Here is a 22,724-nt window from a genome sequence, read left to right as displayed (position 1 = left end):
CCATTTGGTTGGTCATGGATGCCTCAATAACCCTTACCCCGAAATTTTGAGGGGATACAGAAAATCTTTAATCTGTTAATTAACCCCAATCGCCAATCCCTAATCCCCAATCGCCAATCCCCATGACGTATTTACGTTTAGAAGGAATCACCAAGCATTTCGGTTCATTTACTGCTAACGATAATATTAGCTTCAGTGTCGAACAAGGAAAAATTCATGCCATCCTTGGTGAAAACGGTGCTGGGAAAAGCACATTAATGAATATTATTAGCGGTTTATATCAAACAGATAAGGGTCAAATATATATTCAAGATAAACCAGTCAAAATTAAATCTTCAAGTCACGCAATTAAATTGGGTATTGGCATGATTCACCAACATTTTATGCTGATACCACAGCTAACTGTGACAGAAAATATTATTTTGGGAACAAAGAGTAATTGGCGTTTAAATATAGTTCAAAAACAACAGGAAGTAGCTACTTTATCTCGAACCTATAACTTGGATCTCAATCCCAATGCTAAAGTTGGAGACTTACCCATCGGGGTTCAACAAAAAGTAGAAATCCTTAAAGTTCTTTATCGCCAAGCACAATTACTTATTCTGGATGAACCAACTGCAGTTTTAACACCATCAGAAGTCAATTCATTCATAGCTATTTTACGTAGATTAGCAGACAATGGTAAAACAATTATTTTTATCAGCCATAAATTAGAAGAAGTTATTAACCTTTGCGATACAGTTACAGTTTTACGCAGAGGTAAGGTAATTACCAATACAACTACAACTGATGTCAATCCTCAACAATTAGCAGACTTAATGGTAGGACATAAGGTTACTTTAAACTTAGACAAACTTCAGGTATCCCCAGGGGAAATAGTCCTATCAGGAAAGAATATATACATCAAAGATGACCGGGGGTTTAACACTGTTTGCGATGTATCTTTTGAACTTAGAGAGGGGGAAATACTGGGTATTGCAGGTGTGGATGGAAATGGACAGCGAGAGTTAGCAGATGGGATTTGTGGGTTGCGTAATATTGAGCGAGGAAAACTCGAATTCGATCAAAACTCTTCTATCCTGGCTTATATTCCTGAAGATAGACAAAAAATGGGTTTGGTATTAGAGTTTAATATCTGCCAAAACTTAATTTTGAAAGCATTTAGTAAGATACCTTTTTGTCGTCGTTTTTTATTACAACAGCAAGCCATCAGAAATCATGCAATATCTGCATTCGATGCGTATGATATCCGCGCTCAAAATTCTCAAGTAAAAGTCAAGCAACTATCAGGAGGCAACCAACAAAAAATAGTTTTAGCAAGGGAATTAAATCAAAAACCAAATTTAATTGTGGCGATGCAGCCAACACGCGGTTTAGATATTGCTGCAACCCAAGCTATCCAACAAAAGTTACTAGCGGAAAAAGAACGCGGAGCGGCAATATTGTATATTTCTACTGAGCTAGAGGAAATTATGGCAATGAGTGACAAAATTGCTGTGATGTATGAAGGTCGCTTCAGCAAATTATTAGATCCAGCTACAGCACGGGTTGAAGAAATTAGTTTTTTAATGGCTGGTGGTAAAGAGCGGCAGAAAAATTAAAATAGTATCAAATTAATGAAGCAATTTCCACAAATAATTTACTCTCATTTTCATTCATTAATTATCATCAATTAAATGTAAATCATTTATATTTAAGGGTTGACATTTTAAGAGAAGGTCGTTTTTATTCTCTAGATATTCTGTACTGAATTTCTTATAAAATAAACAACATCAAGTAAATAATGGCAAATTTCACGTTCGGGGTTATAATTATAGCCATAAAAATTTAATTATTCCTCTTAACTGGGCGTTGCTTATAAAAAGTAAGTTAATTTCTAAGTTAAGGTGCTGTAATGTAATGATGGTGCATTGTCTCCGAAGGTACGAGTTTTCAATTCAATACTTATTCGATAACATATTTGTTCGGATAAATATTTGTTCGAGAAAATTTGTTCAAGAAAATATTTGTGCAAATGCATTTTTCTTTAAGGGCGATAAGATTCTACCAAGTTAATAGTTCGTAAGGAATCATCAATAAATTTCCTTCGTATTTTATTTTGTTACCGAAATATATTTACCAACTTAAGGTCTAAATTGAGTGCTGGAACTGGGTACTAGGTGAAGATAAACTTTTTTTATTATCCATACCCAGATTCAATTGCAGAGTCCAACTGTATCAGTAATTTCAAGAAATCAAAAGATATTGAGCATATGCTAAAGGCAGAAAAATATCCTCAACAGTTTTTAAATGTCAATGCAGCCCAGTCAAATGATGCTGATGAAGGTGGATTGAATCTGGGTCGAGTTGGAGCAGCTCTTCGCCGTCGAGTGTTGTTAATTGCTGGAATGACCTGTTTAGTTGCAACAGCAGCAGTTTTAAAAGCAGAAATAGATCCCCGTTCTTATCAAGCCGAGATTGAAATTCTCACGGAGTCTTTAAGTGCTGAAGCTCAAGCTGTAGCTAACGTTCCTCAAACTCTCGGTTCCCAGAAAGGTTTAAGCTCAGTTGCGAAGGGTAAAGATGTCGAAACCACCATTAAGGTTTTGCAAAGTCGGAGGGTTTTAGGACCCGTAGTAAGACAACTACAACTTAAATATCCCGAAATCGACTATGAGTACATTACTTCTCATCTAAAGATAGAATCTACAGAAAAACATATTATTACAGTTCAGTTTGTAGACCTTAAAGAAGAAGTAGTAACTGATGTTTTAAATGCCATCAAAGATGCTTACTTGAACTATAGTCTGGAAGAGCGACGCAATGACGTTCAAGAGGCGATTAAGTTTGTCGAGCAGCAGAAAAAGCCTTTAGAAAAACGAGTTCGAGAATGGCAAGATAAACTGAGAAGAATCCGCCAAACCAATAATATGGTCGATCCTGCTCAGAAAGCCCAGGAAGTATCGGCTCATATTACAACCCTCAATCAGCAGCTTTTGCAAAACCGGGTACAGCTAGAACAAATGTTCGCAAAATATCAAGGTTTGCAAAGGGAGCTAGCCCAACAACCAGGGAGTTTGGCGAGCAATCCGATTCTGAGTGAAAATCCCAATTATCAAAATATATTGGTTCAAATTTTTCAAGTCAATGCCGAGATTGCTAAAAGGTCATCGGTATATACAGAAGCAGATGAAGGAATGCAAAGACTCCGGGATCAAAAAGCTAACATGGTTGCTTTACTGGAGCAAGAACGTCAACGAGTAAATCGAGATTTTCAAAGTCGGATTCAAGAACTACGAAGTCGTGACGCTTCCCTGGTTCAAAAAATCAATAATTTGAATAAATATATGAGGGGACTAGCTGCTGTTAGTCGTGATTATGATAATATTCAACGGGAATTACAAATTGCAACCCAAGCACTAAGTCAATTTACGGAGAAACAACAAGCATTACAAATCGAGCATGCTCAAAGCTTACAACCTTGGAAGATTTTAGATCCAGAGTTAACTGAGGTTAATAATCCCAAAGCTTTTTCTGCAAGTACCAAGATCAACTTAATTTTGGGTAGTATGTTGGGTATGCTTTTGGGTGTAGGTTCTGCTTTAGTGGTAGACAAACTCAGCAACGTCTTCTACACATCTAAAGACCTCAAAGAAGCTGTTAAGTTACCACTGTTGGGTGTCGTTCCCTTGAGAAGAGAGTTAGCGACATTATCATCTTCACAAAACCAAAATTTAATCCCTGGGATTCAACCAGCAGCTCGGGCTTCATTTTTTGAAGTTTTCCGTTCTTTGTACACCAACATTCTATTACTTGGCTCCGATACACCAATTCGTTCTTTAGTTATTAGTTCTGCATCCCAAGAAGAAGGTAAATCAACCGTTGCGATCCACTTAGCATTATCAGCAGCAGCAATGGGACAAAGGGTACTTTTGGTTGATGCGAACCTGCGAAATCCAACTTTGCACAAGCACTTGGGATTGATGAACATCCAAGGTCTAACGGATGTTATTTCCTCTGAGTTGGAATGGAGTAACATCATTGAGCGATCGCCAGCAGAGGAAAACCTTTATATGATGAGTGCTGGTCCCGTTCCTCCAGATTCCATCCGTTTGCTAGCTTCGGAGAAAATGCAGGATTTGATGAATGATCTCCAAGCTTCATTTGACCTCGTAATTTACGATACTCCTCCTCTGGTAGGCTTTGCTGATGCTAACCTGTTAGCTGCAAATACTAATGGTATGGTGTTAGTTGCAGCTTTGGGTAAATTGAAGCGCACAGTATTCCAAGAAGCATTAGAAGAACTCCAGATATCGGGTACGCCGATTTTGGGAGTGGTTGCAAACCGTTCCAAGGATACGGTACATGGTTCCTACAGTTACTATCAGCAGTATTACAGAGAAACTATGAAAGCTGAAAGAATCAGAGATTCACAAGAAGCTGGAACAACAGTTAGTTGACATTTAGCATTTAACAGTTATCTAGTTATCAATTAAGTTGTTGGGTAACAGTTAACTGTTTATGACTAATGTTAAGTCTTCACGGGTTACAGTTATTAGCGATCGGTTACCAATTACCAATTACCGATCGCTTCACATTTAACAACTAGCTGAAGAAAAGTATTTAATCGGAAGACTTTAAAGCTTCATCTAAGACTCGACGTGCATCTTGAGCTTTAGTTTTAGCTTGTTGATAACGCATATTTGCTTGAGCAAAAGTTTTAAGAACTTTAAAACCTTCTTTCAGGTGAGCAATTTCTTCTTGAGTTACTGATTCATCAGTGAAAAGAATATCAATAGCTTTACGAACTTCTAATGCTTCACTGCGTGAATCCTGAACTTTCAATTTCAGTGTTGCTAAATTACTTAAAATTTGTACAGCTTCTGTAATTTTGTCTTCTTTACTAGTATTATCCAAGGCTGATTCTTTAACTTCAATTAATTGTTGTGGACTAAAACCATCTTCTAGTTCGGTAGGAAGATCGCCAGAATCCATCATTTCCATCAACTTATCCATAGCTTTTTCCCTGGCTTTATTTGAGTCCTTACCGGGAACTGTGAGAATTACCTCTGGGCTTTGTGCTAGAGTATACTGAACCATATCTAAATAATTAGGTTATTTATTTTTGCCAACTAAAGGAAATAATTTTACCCTAAAAGTTTGTCAAAATATTTATAAATGGCTTTTTTTTAAGAAAAATTAGTTATTTATTATATTTGTTATTTTATTCAGGAACTGATTTATTTTTAAGTCATTAGTTTAAATGCTCGGGTTTCGAGTGTGATGTGATTACAGGAAATTAAAGTTGAAATCCTCTATTTTTTTTAGTGAAGGATAAAACCCAAACAAAATTAGTTTCATATTTCGTTTGGGTAACCCACTTTGATTACTATTAATGGATTTCAGATAGAATATAAATTGAATGCAGGTTAGAGATTACAAATATCAAAGATTAAATATTTTAAGAATATTATTATAAGATTCCTGCCGAATTTTTAGAGGAAACCGACGACTTTGTTCTTTAGTAATAGCTGCAACAGTTTTCATCTTATTACTATTAAAGTCGTAAAAGAACACTCCTACAAGATTATCTTTATCATCAAAAATAAAAAGGTCTTCGGTATGAAGTACTTTAATAGCTCTAACTTTACCGTTTTCAAACCAGTATGCTAAACCATCACCAAGTTCAACATTGGATTCGCTAGCTTTTACAGATTTACCGTTAATTGTACAAACAGTATATTTAGTGTATTTCTGAATTTTTTCGGTTTCCTGGCAATTTTTAGTTAACTTATCCAAGTAAGCAACTACATTTTGATGGGAACTCAAATCAATTTGCGCTTGGATTGGGGGTTTCTCATCTCCAATGACACACTCATCCGGAATTCCATCGCCATCATAATCTACGCGGGAGTCATCTGCTTGTCCGTCATTATCGCAATCAAATGCAGGTCCGATAATAGTACCGGTTTTGGACTTCCCAGGTTTGGACTTCCCAGATTTGGAAGTAACAGGTTTAGACTGTTTTGTTTGGGTTGTGTCTGCGTCGTTAGATAAAGAATTCTTTTTTTGAGATACAGTTGATGCTTTTAATACATTATTTGTCTGAGTATCATTTGTTCGAGTATCAATAGCATCTTGGTTACAACCAAATGTAGTAAAAACTAGCAGACCTAAAGGAAATAAAATCCCAGATATATTTGTACGCATATCTTATCAGCTCTAAAAAATATAAGTCTATCTATCGACATTAACCAAATTAATATCAAGTTATCAGGGTTACACTACTGAAAAATGTAGGCAATTTAAATATGAATTATGTTTTGTCTGTCGTCCAAGCAAAAACCAAAACTTTATACTAGAAATAGGCAAACATATTTTAAATTGTGAGGGAAGGGCAATGGCTCTCAATCCCACCATTATGCAAGCAGTCGAAAAACTCGACTATCGTGTTACTGTTGGTGATATAGCAACTCAAGCTGGATTAAACGTCGCTGAAGCTTCTCAAGGGCTACTGGCTTTAGCCACGGAAGCTGGCGGGCATTTGCAGGTAGCAGATGATGGTGACATTGTTTACCTATTTCCAAAAAACTTCCGGCAAGTTTTACGCAACAAAAATCTGCGATTGCAACTACAAGAATGGTGGCAAAAGATTTGGGGAGTTTTATTTTACTTAATTCGTATTTCTTTCGGGATTTTCCTAATAGTTTCTATCGCCCTAATTTATATCACTATTATTGTTGTTATTTCTGCTGCTAACTCTGACCGCGATAGTGATGATAGAGGTAGTTTTTCTTTTGGTACCGGCTTCTTTTATTTTCCTGATCTATTTTGGTTTTTTGGTACTGACTATAACCAAAATCAATACCAACGTAGAAATAAATCTTCACGGGATAAAAGTGATTTGAATTTTTTTGAATCCGTTTTTTCCTTCTTATTTGGCGATGGGAATCCAAACGCTAATTTAGAAGAACGTCGCTGGCGAGAAATTGGAACTACAATTCGCAGTCACAAGGGTGCAGTAGTTGCGGAGCAAATTAGCCCTTACCTTGATGATATCGGTGAAACCTATCAACAAGATTATGAAGACTATATGTTACCGGTACTTAGTCGTTTTAACGGACAACCACAAGTAAGTCCTCAAGGTGAAATTGTCTATTATTTTCCTGAATTACAGGTAACAGCTACTAAAAAATCTAATTCCCGTTCAAATTCAAAATACCTCCAAGAATTTGCATGGCGTTTTAGTAAAGCTAGTTCCGGACAGATAATGTTAAGTGTGGGGCTAGGTGCGGCTAATTTAATTGGCGCTTTAATTCTAGGAAACTTGTTGGGGGATGGAACTTTAGCTCAAGAAATCGGTGGATTAGTAGGTTTTGTCCAAGGAATTTACTGGTTATTGTTAGCCTACGGTATTGGTTTTTTGGGCGTACCTTTAATACGTTACTTTTGGATTCAATGGCGCAACGGTAAAATTGAAAAACGTAATTCCCAAAGACAAACTAGAGCAAATTTATTAAGTAGTGGGAATGAAGCTTTGCAAGAAAAAATCACTTTTTCTCGTCAGTTTGCTCAAGAAAAAGCGATCGCACAAGAAGATTTAGCTTACACAACAGAAACCGATTTATTCGAACAAGAAATAGAAAATTCGGCAAAACTTGATGCTGAATGGCAAAAACGGTTGAATCAGTCGTAATTTGGTAATTGGTCATGGGTAATGGGTAATTGGGACAATTATTATCAAAATTTTGATTTTTACCCTTTACTTTTGACCTCTGATTCCTGATTCCTGATTCCTAATTCCTGATTCCTGACTCCTGATTCCTGATTCCTGACTCCTGACTCCTGACTCCTGACTCCTGACTCCTTATTTCTACTTCTTCAACTTAATTTTGGTTAAAAAGACCTTTTGACCGTAATAATGACCCAAAATTCTCAGATGGTCTACTTTTTGCGAAGCCAAATTAAAAGCTCCGACCTGACTCATACCCAAACCATGACCCCAACCACGTCCATCTAAAACGAACTTACCATCTGATGTTTGATTAACATTAAATCTGGTACTGTTTAACCTCAAAGCAGTCCGAACTTCTTCACCTTTAAGTGTTTTTGTACCCTTATCTCCAACAATTTTCAAAGCTGTAACACTTTGATGGGGTGACCTTTGTTCGATCTTCATTTCCTCAACTTTACCAATGGACGGAAATTTAGTGCTAATTTGATCGGGAGAAAAAGTTTTTTGCCAAATACACTTTCGCGCATAGGAACCATTTACGTTCCCATCGAAGCCAGGAACCGCTCGGAGGTAAGGTAAAGGATTACCCCAAACATCTTCTACATTTTCTGTATGACCGCCAGAACAAGCATGAAAAACTGAAAGAATTGGTTGATTATTATAAGTTAATACCTGGTCTTTGGTGCCATCAACCGCAGCATATACGCTGGGAGTTTCTTTCTTAACCCCCTCATAAATTTGCCAGCGATCTGGAGTGTCACCCACATCATAAATTGGGTTTTTCCGCTGTCTTTGTCGTTTGTAAAGAGCATAGGTACGAGCAGCGATCGCTTGAGCTTTTAAAGCTTCCGGATGCCAACTTGGATTCATTTCTCCACCAATTACGCTGTAGAGATATTCTTCTAAATCAACCCAGTTGACAGCAGTTAAACCTTTCTGAGTTGGTAAAACTAGAGTTCTGCCACGATACCACTTATCACCAATATAAACAAATCCTTCTCCCTGCGGTTCGATCCAAAATAAACCAGAACGCCATTTATCTAAAGCAACTCCCCCACCGGAAGCTGGTTGAGCATAATAAGCTTTCATTTTAGGTAATTGTCCTAAAGTTTTTCCACTATCGTCTTTAACAATTGCTGTAGTGGAACTACCAACTCTTACTTGCTCCACATTCCTTTCTATGGCTACCCGCAAAATAACCGATGCTTGGGCTGGAGCTAGTAAAATCATCCAAGTGACAATACTAAGCCACCAATGATGTCCTTTCATCTGGGGGATTCGAGAAAATATAGCGGCTACAAACAGTTGGATTTTCATACTAAAGAACTAGTAATACCTTCGTTGATTGACGCACTTTAGAGCAGTAGTTTCCCATTTTTTAACATTTTTCTCAAAGATTGGACTAGCAACGGGAAAGTAATGAAAGGATTAAGTATTATAAGTTACATTTTTATAAGTTATGGAAAATAGTAGTTATTTAATTCTTCCTATAATTTAATTATTTATATAAACTGTAAGACTAATTTTTTCCTAGATTTATTTGGGTTATTTACGTCCGTAAAACACCAGATGAATAATTATGATGCATTACGGAACAATATGCTTTAGCAGGCTTTATGCAGTTGTGTTGATGCGATGACCAATATCTCGACGATAGTAAATTCCTTCAAAACTGATAGATTCAATTGATTTGTACGCTTGATTTAGGGCTTGCTTAAAGTCTGCACCTACACCAGTAACATTCAAAACCCTACCACCATTAGTTAATAACTGGGAATTATCTAATTTTGTTCCAGCATGAAATACCGTTGCACCACTATCTTGGGCTGCTTGAATTCCAGTAATAACCTTACCTTTTTCGTAACTACCGGGATAACCACCAGAAGCTGCGACTACAGTTGCTGCTGCTCCATCTTTCCAAGCAATAGGTGGCATTTGTGCTAATCTTTGCTGTACGCATGCTAACATTAACTCTTCTAAAGGAGTTTCCAGTAATGCCAACACAACTTGAGTTTCTGGATCTCCAAACCGACAGTTAAATTCTAAGACCTTAGTTTCCCCTGCAGGTGTAATCATTAAACCTGCATAAAGTACTCCTCGATAATCAATGTTTTTTTCCCTCAGGGTTGCGATCGCTTTTTCTAAAACTTCTGTTTGTACCCGCTCCATAATTTCTGGAGTTGCAATTGGGGTTGGAGCATAAGCTCCCATTCCACCTGTATTTTCTCCTTTATCTCCTTCGCCAATTTGTTTGTGGTCTTGGGCTGGTAATAAAGCTCGAATGGTCAAACCGTCAGTTAATGCTAAAACCGATACTTCTTGTCCAGTTAAAAATTCCTCTACTACTACGAAGTCACCAGCACTACCAAATTGTCCACTGAACATGGAATCAATTGCAGATTCAGCTTGTGCTAATGTTTCGGCAACAACTACACCTTTCCCTGCAGCTAAACCATCTGCCTTAACAACAATTGGTACACCTTGTGCTTTAACATAGGATTTTGCTGCATTTGCGTCAGTAAATACCGCAGATTTAGCTGTGGGAATACCTGCTTCTTGCATTAATGCTTTCGCCCAAGCTTTGCTAGATTCAATTTGTGCTCCGGCTTTTGTGGGACCAAATACCATTAAACCTCGAGGTTGTAGGTAATCGGTAATTCCTTTGGCTAAAGGTACTTCTGGTCCAACCACCACTAAATCAATTTTGGCTTGTTGAGAAAACTGAAAAATTCCTTCAAAGTCGTCTACTTCCAAAGCTATATTTTCGCAACGACTCATAGTTGCTGTACCACCATTTCCTGGCGCGCAAACAACCCGCTCAACCTGCTTGGATTGTAAAAGCTTCCAAGCGATCGCGTGTTCCCTTCCTCCGTTCCCAATAACTAAAACTTTCACTTATTCCCTTTTTGTTTTTTCTACTTGGATTCATAACCAAAGCGATCGTACTATATAGCCGAGTCTTAAACTTATTTTTGACAAATGCGGATGTATTAAATATTAGACCTTTCCGGAAATTAAATATGTGTAACCCAAAATCCTTGTAGAGACGTAGCATGCTACGTCTCTACATTCTTTTCCGGAGATGTCTATTAATCAACTACTGATTTGGTCGCTATACATAAATAAAATATATTTTTAGTTCGTGCATGGATTTTAGTAACCCCACTAAGCAATTTTAATACATACAAATCAGGTATTCCATGTCACGTTGTTTGTATGATAAATAGCAAAATAAATTAATATTGGTGCAAGTTCAGTTGAGAAGGTTGGGATGTCTTTGATTGGAGAAGAAAGAAGTGCAACAAAATAAGTACTTGGTAATACATTATTCAGCCTTTTTGTAGCATTTTTTAGATGAATTTCACGAGGTGGGAAAAAATGATCCAATTTAATGAGAACAAAAATAATAATCAAAAAACAACTAGGAAGTTAAAGCAACAAAAATTACATTGCTTGAAGTTGTTTTTATTACTCAGTTAAACAGGATATCGTAATTAATAAAAGTATTTGTTTTTCTGGAATAACTTGACACACAATATCACTTCAAAAATACTTACATTGAGACATGACTTATAAATCATTTCAATAAAGCAGCTATTTTTATCCCGATCAATAAATTAAGCTGTTGTACACAAAATTAAACTAAATCACAAGTCAGCTATAAGATATTCCCAATGCTAAAAACTATTTTTACGATTAAACGCTTGATATTAACTTCATGTAAAAATTTTTAAGACAGTGTCCGCCACAAGGAAAATTATCGTAAAATAACAGCGAAAAATCCAGGTAATAATGATGTCAGGGCTACAATTTAAATACAATTTAAAATTTATCTCCAGTTGCTGGTAAATTTAGATAAATTCTGGGTAAACAAATACTGATCCTACTTCTTGTCGTATATCTGATCTAATATACTCTTTCAAGCATTATAAAATTAGATTTATGAAATTAGATTTATAAAATTAGATTTATGAAACTAGTTTATGAGAATATACACACAAAATTATTCTTATATATAAAATTATCCTTATTGAACTACCTTTATGAAACTATAATTTATAAACTACATGCTTTTGGATAATTCAAAAAACCCCTACCGTGGCTTGCAAGCTTTTGAGGAAGAACACAGCAAAATGTTTTTCGGCAGACAAGCTTTAACAGAAAAATTGTACCAACAAGTTTGTCAACATCCATTAACGGTGGTAATGGGTGCTTCGGGAACTGGGAAATCCAGCGTTGTTAAGGCTGGACTGATACCTCATATTAAAAAATTGGTTCCACGGGATTCCCTAGAGATGCTGTTTGGAAAGTCTCTACGAAAACAATGGTATATTATTGCACCTATACGTCCTGGAGAGTCACCACTAAAAAATTTCAACACTGCATTGGCTGCAGGTCAATTACTATCTAGTGCAGAAGAAAGAATCGAAACTATTTCTGTCTGTATAGGCAATTGGTTTCACGAACATCCCCAGTCAAAAATACTACTTGTAATTGAGCGAGCAGAAGAATTATTTACGATATGTGGCGATCGCCAAGCTCGGAAAGATTTTCTAAATCTACTGACAGATCTAGTAAGCGATCATGGGGAAAAGTTGCGACTTGTCATGACACTACGCAGTGACTTTGAATCGCAATTTAAAGATACAGGTCTGCAAGAATATTGGCATGAAGCTCGGTTCATAGTTCCCAGAATGACGCGGGAAGAATTACGCTCTTGTATAGAAAAACCAGCTTCAGCACGGTCAATAGGTTTTGAATCACCTTCTTTAGTAGAGAAGTTAATTGATGAAGTTATAAAGACATCAGAAGGTTTACCCCTACTTTCTTTTACCTTGGACGAGCTTTACATCAAGTCTTTGAAGGCTGTCAAACAAGGAACAAGGAGAAAGAGAGTAATTACGCAGGCTGATTATCAACAAATTGGAGGATTGACCCAGAGTCTTAATCGAAGAGCAGATAGTGAATATGAGGCTTTGGTGAAAATCGACCCAGAATATGAGTTAACTATCCGTAATGTGATGGTGCGCATGTTAGCCATAAGTGGGGGTAAATTAGCCCGCAGACGGATATATTTGTCTGAGTTGGAATATCCAGAACCAGAAAAAAGCCGAGTAAAGGAAATCATTAGACGGTTTACAGAGGCAAAATTACTGGTAAAAGGAAAGGATGATGAAGGTAATTTTTATCTAGAACCCACCCATGATGCTGTAGTGCAAGGTTGGCAAAAGCTATTACAGTGGAAAGAAGATGAGAAAGAAACTATTGCTCTGCAAAGGTGGTTGAGACCTGCTGTATTTAAATGGAAAAACCAGCGCGATCAATCCCTTCTCTGGAATACTCACCCATTGCTAGATTCACTAAAGAAGATCCTTAATTCTGATAATAACTGGTTAAATCCAGCCGAAACTGATTTTGTCAGACGCAGTATTCGAAGGAAAAACCAAAAGAAAGCTTTACGTGGTGTTTTTGCTTTCGGAGGTAGTGTTTTAGCCGCTGGAACTGTATTTTCCATTGGGATATCACAGGATGATAAATTAATGGCGCAGGCTTGTAAATTAGTAGGTGACTATTTGCAGCCCAACTCCAGTCCTCAAGAAGGTGGTAAATCTGGAGAAAATAGTTTTACATATCCCCACATCTGTAAAGATGTACCTATTTTAGTTGGGTCTCCTGTTGCGAGTGCTCCTTCTTCTAGTGCTTCTTCTTCTACAAAGTCTTCTTCACCTCAAGTTTCTCCTAGTCCTTCTGCAACAAAATCTCCAATTTCTGTACTTCCTTCTCCAACAGCATCTCCTTCTCCGACCATATCCCCTACATCTTTGGTTTCTCCTAGTCCTTCCCCACAAGAATCTCCAATTTCTGCGCTTCCATCTCCTGTAACATCTCCTTCTCCAACAGAATCTCCCACATCCCTAACTTCTCCTGCTCCTGCTTCGAGTACATCTCCAAAATCTAAAATTCCTTCTACGATTGCATCTCGTCTCAGTGCAAAGAAATTTCTTCCATCTCTAGAGGTGACACCCAAAGATTATTACACTAGGGGTAATGATCGACGCGACACCAAATCTATCGAAAATTCCACTAAAATTATCAACAATCCCAATACCAGTAACTTAAAGAGAAAAAACGCTTACATTAACAGAGGAGTAGTTTATTTTAGACATAAGAAGTATCAGGAAGCGATCGCAGACTATAGCAAAGTCATTAAGGATCACAACAGTCAAACTGATATTGCTCCCACCAAGTCTCAACTAATTAATGCTTATGTTAACAGGGGAATTGCTTATTCTTCTTTGCAGGAACCCAAGCATCAATTAGCTGTAGAAGATTATAACCGAGCTATTGCTATTAAATCTGATTATGCAGACGCCTATATTAACAGAGGAATTGCTTATTCTGGTTTGGGACAATATGAAATGGCTGTAAAAGATTACATTAAAGCTATTAGTATTACTCCTGAAAATGCTGATATCTACTATGCAAAAGCTCATACTCAGTCTCTAATGGAAGGAAAGACAAAGCGAGCAATGTATAATTACCAGAGAGCTGCAGACCTTTATAAAAAACAAGGAAAATCAAGCTACTCTAAAAATGCACTCCAAAAAATTGAAGAGCTCAAAGCTTCGCTGGATACATAGATGCTTTGTTGTGAATGTTTTATCGTGAATATTTTGTTATGAATACTTTGTTGTGAGATTCAACTTTAACCACACCAAATCAGAGATTATGGTGTGGGAACGTTACCTACGAAAATAAGTTTGCGATCGTATCTCGATAGCGTTCCATCACCATATTGCGACGAAGCTTTAATGTTTGAGTTAATAAACCATTTTCGATTGTGAAAAGTTCGGGGATTAATTCAAACACAATGATTTCATCATCACGACGATATCCAGGGCGATCGCGAACTTCTCGATTTAATTCTTCTCGAAATAGCTTACGAATTACTTCATGATTTAAATTGGTACTTAGATCGGAGTTCAGAATAAATGAATTTTGATTTAACAACCAGGCTTCTAAGGCTTCAAAATTGGGGACTATTAAAGCACCTAATGATTTTTGATCCTGTCCTACAAGCATAATTTGGTCGATGTAGGGACTTCGCAAACAAGCATCTTCAATGGGTTGGGGTTCTATATTTTCCCCATTTGTCAGCACAATAGTATCTTTTGCCCTACCAGTTAATATTATTTGATTTTCTGTTGTTAACCAACCAATATCACCTGTATCAAACCATCCGTCAGAATCGATCGCTTTTTTGGTCGCTTCGGGATTTAAATAATACCCCTGCATTACCTGTTCTCCCTTTATCATTACCAAACCTCGGGTATTTGCAGGTAAAATTTCTTTGGTTTCTAGGTCTACAACTTTGATTTGGGTTCCCCCAACCGGTTTACCCGAACTACCTCGTAAATTTCGGTAATATCGACGCGCACAAATTACGGGAGATGTTTCTGTAAGTCCGTACCCAACTAATACTTCAATTCCCACAATTTCAAAAAAATCTTCTAAATGTTGGGCTAGGGAACCACCACCACATATTAATTGTTTTATATTACCTCCCATTGCCTGTTGAATTTTTTTATAGACAATATTTTCTCCAAGAAAATGTAGGGGTGCGAGTAATATAGTGGTTTTCCAAGCATTAATGATTTCTGCTTTGGTAGGGTTTAAATTTTCTAAATCGAGTTTTTTCCAAGTACGGACAGCTTTAATATATCTCCCACTTACTTTAAGAAAATTATTAATTAATTTTTGCATCCGTGGCGGTTTATCACGGAATGATTTTTGAATTCCCTCGTACATCGATTCCCAGAGTCGGGGAACTCCAATCACATACTGGGGTTTATATTCCTGTAAATCCTGTTTAAAATAACGACGATTTGTATAGATTTGGGTACATCCTTGAGATAGCATGTAATATTCTCCCACTCGCCCAAAAACATGCCAAGTAGGTAATATACTCAGAGTTTTATCCTCTGGACTGGGTTGAAGAATTGCAGGGAGAATAGTAAGTTGGTGAATTAAGTTACTGTGACTTAACATTACACCTTTAGGTTTCCCAGTAGTTCCAGATGTGTACATTAATGTCGCTAGTTTCTGGGGATTACTTTCGGTGGGTTGAAATTTATGATCGGTTGCTAGTTGGATTAATTGGGAAAAATTAATTATCTTGATATCTGTTTGAGCAATATCTGTTTGAGTAATATCTGTCTGATTAATACCTGTATAACTATCTGCTTGAGTATCTTTTATATTTGCAGTTTCGTTTGTTTCTTCATCAAATAATATGACTATCCATTGCAATGATATATTTGATGAATTATTTGATGAACTACTGTATATTTCCGGTGCAAGTTTATGTAAAGTTTTAAGATTTTCTACAACTAAACCGATACTACCGCTATGTTCCAAAATATATAATAATTCTTCCCTATCTGCGGTTGCAGAACGTACCGTGTTAGCTGCTCCAGCCATCATTATTCCTTGATCGGCTATCATCCAACGAGGACTATTATCAGCAAATAAAGCAACTCTTGGAGGTATATTTTCCTCGGGGTTTTGCGGTATACCGAGAGCTTGAATTCCGGTTGCAAATTGTTGGATTTGGTAATGTAGTTGTGAGTAAGTTAGAACTGTAGATAATTTACTATGGGGATCGACTAAGGCAGTAGTATCTCCAAATTTATTAGCTACTATTTCCCATATTCCCGACAATGATTTGAGTTCGCTATAATCAATCAAACCCGACATTTGATATTCTTCTGTTTGGGAAAAAGTATATTTATTCATCGTATTTTTAGTGATAATAATTAAATGAAATGCAATACAAAATATATTTAAGATGAACTGTAATGCGGTAAATTCCAGAACCTGGATACTTTAAGTATAAAATTTAAGTATAAAACTTTCAGTCTCAAAATTTAAGTCTCAAAATCTAAGCCTCAAAATCTAAGTCTAAACTTGTATCACATATTTACTAAACCGCAATTCATACAACACTTTGCAAGTAAATGAGGTACGCCCTCACCCTGTCCTGACGGACATCCCTCTCCCTTAGCGCAAGCGTGGCGTCAGCCATAGTGTGGGAGAGGGAAAGAGGGAGAGGGTTAGCGGGGATTTTTGGTGTACCTCATAAACCTGCAATATGCTGTAAGATTCAAATATCACTTCTGAATGTGTTTATAGTCGATAAGAAGATGCAACATAGAACTACCTTCTTCTACAGGCTAGATTTAAATCACTTGTTGACGATTAATAAGTTTATGGAATACTTATTTCTGGAAGAGCGATAAATTGAGTATATTTATACTCAGCAAACTATACTTTTACACAGTTTTGACAATCTAATTTTACTATTTATATAGTTCTTTGTGAATAATTTGATTCAGCAACAATAGTTTCAGGGATATTAATGAATCTATCTTATGGTAACTATAATAAAACTAATGGTAGATGAGAAATTCCAGCAAGACTGCTAACTTTGCAGAAAATATGTGATATCAATATTCACCAATACTGCTGTAAGATAAATTTAGTAATTTGCAGTTAGTTAGTATAAATATTCCCAAAATAGTATTGTCAAATTTTACATTTAGCTTTAATAAAAAAATTATATAGCAGTCATATTTGATTTGTGAACAGATAAATCCTGTAGAGACGTACCATGGTACGTCTCTACAATATTGGATTATCACAAATGATTTAGGATTGCTATATCTCCATCTAATAAGTGTTTAGGATGATTTTTAGCAATTTTAGGTGATACTTTGTGGATAAGATAAAATATTTTGACTTCCCCAAAGATGAAACATTATTTGGGCTCAAACCTGAAGTAGGAAGATGGTTTTTTATTCCTTTTGGTTTGATTGTTTTGCTATGTTTGGGAACGGTGTATTCATGGAGTATTTTTAGTACCCATTTTGAAACTGCACTACAAGCAAAACCGGGAACAATCCTATTACCTTTTATGGTATTAGGGGTAATGTTTACCTTAGCAATGCCGATTAGCGGATTATATATTTACCGATTTAGTCCCCGGATTATGACCATCACTGGTGGAATTATTCTGGGAATTGGTTATTTTCTTTCTAGTATTGCCCCAAATTTACCTTTTTTAATTATTAGTTATGGCGTAATTGCGGGTATTGGAGTTGGAATTGTCTACGGGGTTCCTCTTGCGGTTGCTGCTCGCTGGTTTCCTGAACGCAAGGGTTTTGCTGTAGGTATGACGGTTGTTGGCTTTGGACTTTCTCCTTTAGTAACTGCTCCGATTGCAATTAATTTAATTAAAGCCTTTGGAGTCAGGAATACTTTTGTGATTTTAGGCGTTGTATTTACAGGTATTATATTGGCGATCGCGCAAGTTTTAAAAATGCCTCCCAAGCGCTGGTTACCTGATGGTTATAATCCTGAAGCAAGCATTAAAAATGATATTCAAGGTAGTTCCCAAAGCAACAGTAATAATTCAGTAGCAAACTTACCGATGGTGCAGACCCAATCATTTTATGGGTTATGGATTTGCTATGGTGTTGGTACTTTTGTTGGACTTACCGCAATTGCTACCACAGCTCAGGTAGGACAAGAAATTGTTGGACTTCAACCGGAACAATTAGGTTTTGCGATTCCTCTATTTGCAACTTTCAATGGTATTGGTCGTCCTTTATTTGGCTGGCTAAATGACCGTTTAAAGCCTAAATTAACCACTATTGTAATCAACGTATTGATTTTGATTGCATCAGCGATCGTATTGAATACTTCCCAGGGACAATTAATTAATTTTCTCGTAGCCTATTCTATCTTTTGGCTGTGTTTGGGTGCTTGGTTAGCGGTTGCTCCCGCAGCAACTTTGAGCTTTTTTGGATTGAATAATTATCCCAGTAATTATGGTTTGATGTTTACTTCCTTTGGATTGGGTGGTTTATTAGGTATTTTTACTATTGCAGCTATTAAAGGTATTACTGGAAGTTACCTACCATTTTTCTACGTGACCGCCGCTATTGCTTGTATCGCCATTGTTATTGCAACATTTCTTCTCAATCGTCCCCACAAAACCGCGATCGCAGATTTTTTGTTCAAATATTTGATTAGTCCCATTACTCCGGTTTTACTTTCGTTTGTGGAATTTTGGCTTGGATCTGCTATTCCCAAAAAAAGTAACTAGTACCGCTGTGCGGAAGTAAAAAGTCAAAAGTCAAAAGTCATTAGCGTAGCGTGTCCGTAGGACATAAGTGTTCTTCTTACTAGCTTTGACTTTTTATAAATGGGTGCTTTATTTCTACCACGATGTACTAGAACCAGCTATAGATTAGCTGTGCTTATTGATAGTAAATAACTGATAAGCACCTGAGGGGGTCAACGTAAGAATGCGGGTTCTAGCTTTTACCTGACCCCTCAGACGCTTATCAATTTAAGTAAATTTATAACTTCAACTAATATAAAAGCAATAAGAAGAGTTGAGTTTATTCATAGTTTGCAATCGCATCCTTTAATTCCTGATGTACGACAGACATAAGACTGGCTTCCTGCAAAGATGTAAAGTTTTGTCCCGATATAAAATTCAAGCAACCTAAAACTCTTTTTTCCCATTCTAGTTGATTGGAAGTTTGCCATGCTTGAAAAACTTCAGTTTCTTCTAAACCTAATAACTGATGAAATAATGCATTTCTTTCATTTCTTACTATATTCCAAATTTCTGGTTTAAGGTTCTCATTTTTATTTAATTCTGGTCGTGATGCTAATAAAATTTGGTAAGCGAAGTCACCATATAAACCTTGTTTTTTCTTTCTTAATAAGCTATTTTCATAAAATTTTGGCAGGCTAGGTACTTTAGGTAAAATAGTATCTTTAATATCAAATGATTCGCCTTTTTTCTTATTTTTTTCAACATAAGATGGATAAGTAACGACCACCCACTTACAAATTAACCCTTCTAAAGCTCGGAAACTGTGAAATACTGCTTCAACATTATTACCCTGCTTTAAACGTACCACCGCTAAATAAGCAGCTTCATAACTACTCCACCACCATTGTTTTGAACGTTTTTGTTCAGTGTCTCCTATTGCTGTAGCATATTTTTGAAATTCATCGAATTTTGCACAATTCCAATATTGTGCAGCTTTGATTAGACTGAGGATTTTCTGTGCTTTTCCATCTGCGGGGTTAGTCAAGTAGGGAGTGAGTAAACTTTCCACTCCCGAATAGTCAAAGCGTTCTAATAATTCTTTTGATTTTTGAAACTGAATTCCACGTAGATAGGTAGAACTCGTAATTTTTTGGTATTTACTTGTTTGTTGTTCACTGTTTTCGTATTCACTACTAACTAAAAATTGAACATCCTTACCAAATTTCGCTAAACTGATAAATTGAACTGCTGAAGAAATTGCAGGAGTACCTGCTTGATGACTGACATATACGGTTTTTTGGTTGTTAGCTATTTTATCATTAACTATATCTATTTCTTTAAAAGCTTGTTGAACCAAACTTAATACTTTATCCCAATCATCTAAACCTTTATGTTTATTATTGGTTCCCGGTAATGGATTAAGTGTTATATATTTAATATTTGTATCTTCTTGAAGTTGGGGAAATCTATCCTGAAAATATCTTGTTATTATTGGTTCAAGAGTACAAGTATCTTGCCAATAAGGAATTTCTTTACAATCTCTTTCATCTTCTGAAAAGATATGTTGTTGGTCGGTGAGAATAACAATAATTTTTTCTGGTAGATGATGGGAATCTGCAAAAAACTGAGAGAAAGTATTTAATAGAGGAAAATCTAAATCCTTTTCATAATCAGGTTGGTTGCCATAAACTAAACCTAATACTCTTGCTGGTACTGTATATCCCTTACTTTTATCATCGGAATTGATAGGAGTAGCAGAGGAAAAAAGTTGACATTCTAAGTCATCTACAACTTCTTGATATAGGGGATTCCAATTTTTGTCATGCTTGAGTATGACATCGCTGTTACCAATAGTAATAATCCAAATACTCATATTTATTACACTATATAGTTAGGTTATGAAATTTATGAATTCTGTTCTCCTAAATGGGTTAAAAGCTATATATATAGCAATCATATTTGATTCGTGAACAGACGACTCTGTAGAGACGCGACATGTCGCGTCTCTACAATATTGATTTTTACAAATGATTTAGGATTGCTATATTAAATTAAGCTTCTGATTTGCTATACCCGAGAAGGTTCATAGCTGCGCTACCTACGGAACGGAACAGATCCGCCAATAAATTTTGCTCGCTGTTAGCAAAGCGTGTCGAAGACATAAGCGCGGTCTGTTATGTCCTACGGACACGCTACCTTACGGTTCGTCGTCAGACGCGTGCAATCCGCTAATGACTTTTTACTTTTTACTTTTTACTTTTTACTTTCATCTTCACCAAAGCTTTTCAAATGCAGTATTAGTTTGCAAAAATCGGAGAAAATTTTGAGTTACTTCATCAGATTTATCTGGAAAAATCGTTAATAGCTCAATATACTTTCCTGCTTTTCGCTTCAATTTACCATCTGAATATTTAATATAATGTGGATACATTCGATGCCACATTCGCCCTATTTTGTTTATACTACCTGTTAAACTAGAACCTTTGATTGACTTTTCTCCCTGATAGGGGCTATGAAACCATTTCACAGCTAAACTATCTTCGATATCTTCAGCAAAGCGACCCCATACTTCTACTTTTTCTGGGTGCCATGCTTCCCGCCATTTACTAACTTGATTAGTTGATGTTTTATGTTTGTATTTATGTTTATATTTAAGCCAATTTTTGAGGGTTTTATTATGTAAATTATTCAGGAAAGTTGTGATGTCTTCTAATTGATTAACTGGACAGTATAAAGGTGTCGATCTATTGGTAAATTCCCAATGACAACCAATTGTAGGATTATGATTATTCTTGACATAATTGGGTAAAACTAAGCGATGATCTACCCGTCGCCATGATTTACCAAAACCACCCAAAAGCAGGGAAAATTTAACGATTGGAATGACTAATTTCTTTAAATTACTTCTTTGTGCTTCTGAAGCAGAAGATAAGCATAGTATATTTAGCATACCTTCTTCCAACTCATAAACAGGCATTGGAAAGTTACGATACCAGTAAGTATCTGTGTACAAATCAACGGCTTGGAAAGCAATACCTAAATGGCCTACAATACTTTTCTTACCTGCAAAACCTCCCCACAATTCTTTTGTTAATTCTTCAGCTGTGCTTTCATCGGTAACACCGCTGAACAGACGTAAGGTGTGTCCCCGTAGTGCAGCTTTAAACATATTGGGACGAAATTCGCCGGATTCCGTACCATTTTGACCAATTAATTGGGATGCTAATCCTTGTCCTCGTAATCCTACAAAGAGTAATTTAGTTTCTGAATGCTTTCTGCTGTGACCATAACCCGCACTGACACGACAACCAAGACCCTTTTCTAAAGCACTTTCCCAAATTTTCCAAATTATCTCCCACTGTGTTTCATCAAGTTCGACTCGACTAGAAATACCAAAAACTAATGTAGGCTGATAAAGTGATATTTGAATGAATGCAGAGTGTTTTGCTTGTTCTTTAATTTGCCAATCCTGTTGTGGATGGACGACATCAACTAGGGGTTGTTCTCTCCAGGAATTATCTTTTGGATAACCACCATGGAAGCGCAAAATACCTGGTTTGGTTTCTTTACTAGAAATTTGACTACCGCAGTAATCTTTAGCTTGTTGACTAGTGCAAGACCTTAAAAATGCACCTTTCATACTTGCACCAGGATAATATGGAAATCCCCCGGTAGCGATTACTGGTCGAATGATATCTTCATCCTGTCCGCTGTTGGAGACAAATCGCCAAGTAATCTTATATTCTTGTTTCTGAAACTTGTGATTGTTTTCTCTATTAATAAATTTGGGAATTTGATTTTTTGCACCTTCCACCCATTCATCTACCCAGCGATCGACTCGATCGGGGTTACCAATATATTGAATCTGACCCCTACCCTGGA

The 22,724-nt window shown here is 36.5% G+C and carries 12 protein-coding genes; 5 read left to right on the top strand and 7 right to left on the bottom strand.

Features of this window, described 5'->3' with window-relative positions; translation table 11 throughout:
• Positions 1-122: 122 nt before the first annotated feature.
• Entirely contained in the window at positions 123-1,601 is a 1,479-nt protein-coding gene (locus QNJ50_RS23285; protein WP_300640224.1) for an ABC transporter ATP-binding protein, read from the top strand.
• Between the two features lie 651 nt (positions 1,602-2,252).
• On the top strand, positions 2,253-4,439 hold the full coding sequence (locus QNJ50_RS23280; RefSeq protein ID WP_300640222.1) for a polysaccharide biosynthesis tyrosine autokinase: 2,187 nt from the start codon (positions 2,253-2,255) through the stop codon (positions 4,437-4,439).
• A gap of 163 nt (positions 4,440-4,602) precedes the next feature.
• On the opposite strand, the gene QNJ50_RS23275 is transcribed toward QNJ50_RS23280, so the two are convergent.
• Together QNJ50_RS23275 and QNJ50_RS23270 are read right to left on the bottom strand one after the other, a co-directional pair.
• Complete coding sequence (locus tag QNJ50_RS23275) at positions 4,603-5,079, bottom strand: hypothetical protein (RefSeq protein ID WP_300640219.1); 477 nt, start codon at positions 5,077-5,079, stop codon at positions 4,603-4,605.
• Between the two features lie 345 nt (positions 5,080-5,424).
• Complete coding sequence (locus QNJ50_RS23270) at positions 5,425-6,189, bottom strand: hypothetical protein (RefSeq protein WP_300640217.1); 765 nt, start codon at positions 6,187-6,189, stop codon at positions 5,425-5,427.
• A gap of 190 nt (positions 6,190-6,379) precedes the next feature.
• On the opposite strand from QNJ50_RS23270, the gene QNJ50_RS23265 reads away from it, so the two are divergent.
• Complete coding sequence (locus QNJ50_RS23265; RefSeq protein WP_300640214.1) at positions 6,380-7,675, top strand: hypothetical protein; 1,296 nt, start codon at positions 6,380-6,382, stop codon at positions 7,673-7,675.
• Between the two features lie 177 nt (positions 7,676-7,852).
• Here QNJ50_RS23265 and QNJ50_RS23260 read toward each other — a convergent pair whose 3' ends face one another.
• The gene (locus QNJ50_RS23260; protein ID WP_300640211.1) at positions 7,853-9,031 is read right to left on the bottom strand and encodes a SpoIID/LytB domain-containing protein; all 1,179 of its coding nucleotides are present in this window, start codon (positions 9,029-9,031) and stop codon (positions 7,853-7,855) included.
• A gap of 297 nt (positions 9,032-9,328) precedes the next feature.
• Complete coding sequence (purD, locus tag QNJ50_RS23255) at positions 9,329-10,609, bottom strand: phosphoribosylamine--glycine ligase (protein ID WP_300640208.1); 1,281 nt, start codon at positions 10,607-10,609, stop codon at positions 9,329-9,331.
• A gap of 1,178 nt (positions 10,610-11,787) precedes the next feature.
• Between purD and QNJ50_RS23250 the strand changes: the two genes are divergently transcribed.
• Positions 11,788-14,355, top strand: coding sequence for a tetratricopeptide repeat protein (locus tag QNJ50_RS23250; RefSeq protein ID WP_300640205.1), 2,568 nt, complete (start codon positions 11,788-11,790; stop codon positions 14,353-14,355).
• A gap of 106 nt (positions 14,356-14,461) precedes the next feature.
• Here QNJ50_RS23250 and QNJ50_RS23245 read toward each other — a convergent pair whose 3' ends face one another.
• Positions 14,462-16,510, bottom strand: coding sequence for an AMP-binding protein (locus QNJ50_RS23245; protein ID WP_300640202.1), 2,049 nt, complete (start codon positions 16,508-16,510; stop codon positions 14,462-14,464).
• 979 nt (positions 16,511-17,489) lie between these two features.
• On the opposite strand from QNJ50_RS23245, the gene QNJ50_RS23240 reads away from it, so the two are divergent.
• Positions 17,490-18,881, top strand: coding sequence for an OFA family MFS transporter (locus QNJ50_RS23240; protein ID WP_300640199.1), 1,392 nt, complete (start codon positions 17,490-17,492; stop codon positions 18,879-18,881).
• Positions 18,882-19,179: 298 nt separating this feature from the next.
• Here QNJ50_RS23240 and QNJ50_RS23235 read toward each other — a convergent pair whose 3' ends face one another.
• Both QNJ50_RS23235 and QNJ50_RS23230 read right to left on the bottom strand, forming a co-directional pair.
• Positions 19,180-20,715 (bottom strand): hypothetical protein, encoded by a 1,536-nt coding sequence (locus QNJ50_RS23235; protein WP_300640196.1) that lies wholly within the window; start codon positions 20,713-20,715, stop codon positions 19,180-19,182.
• Between the two features lie 399 nt (positions 20,716-21,114).
• A partial coding sequence (locus tag QNJ50_RS23230) for a hypothetical protein (RefSeq protein WP_300640193.1) occupies positions 21,115-22,724 on the bottom strand: 1,610 nt, incomplete at its 5' end.

It is taken from the genome of Mastigocoleus sp. MO_188.B34 (assembly GCF_030065675.1).
Taxonomy (GTDB): domain Bacteria; phylum Cyanobacteriota; class Cyanobacteriia; order Cyanobacteriales; family Nostocaceae; genus Mastigocoleus.
The sequence above is the reverse complement of the archived record's forward strand: the minus strand, read 5'-3'. Positions and strand labels throughout refer to the sequence as shown.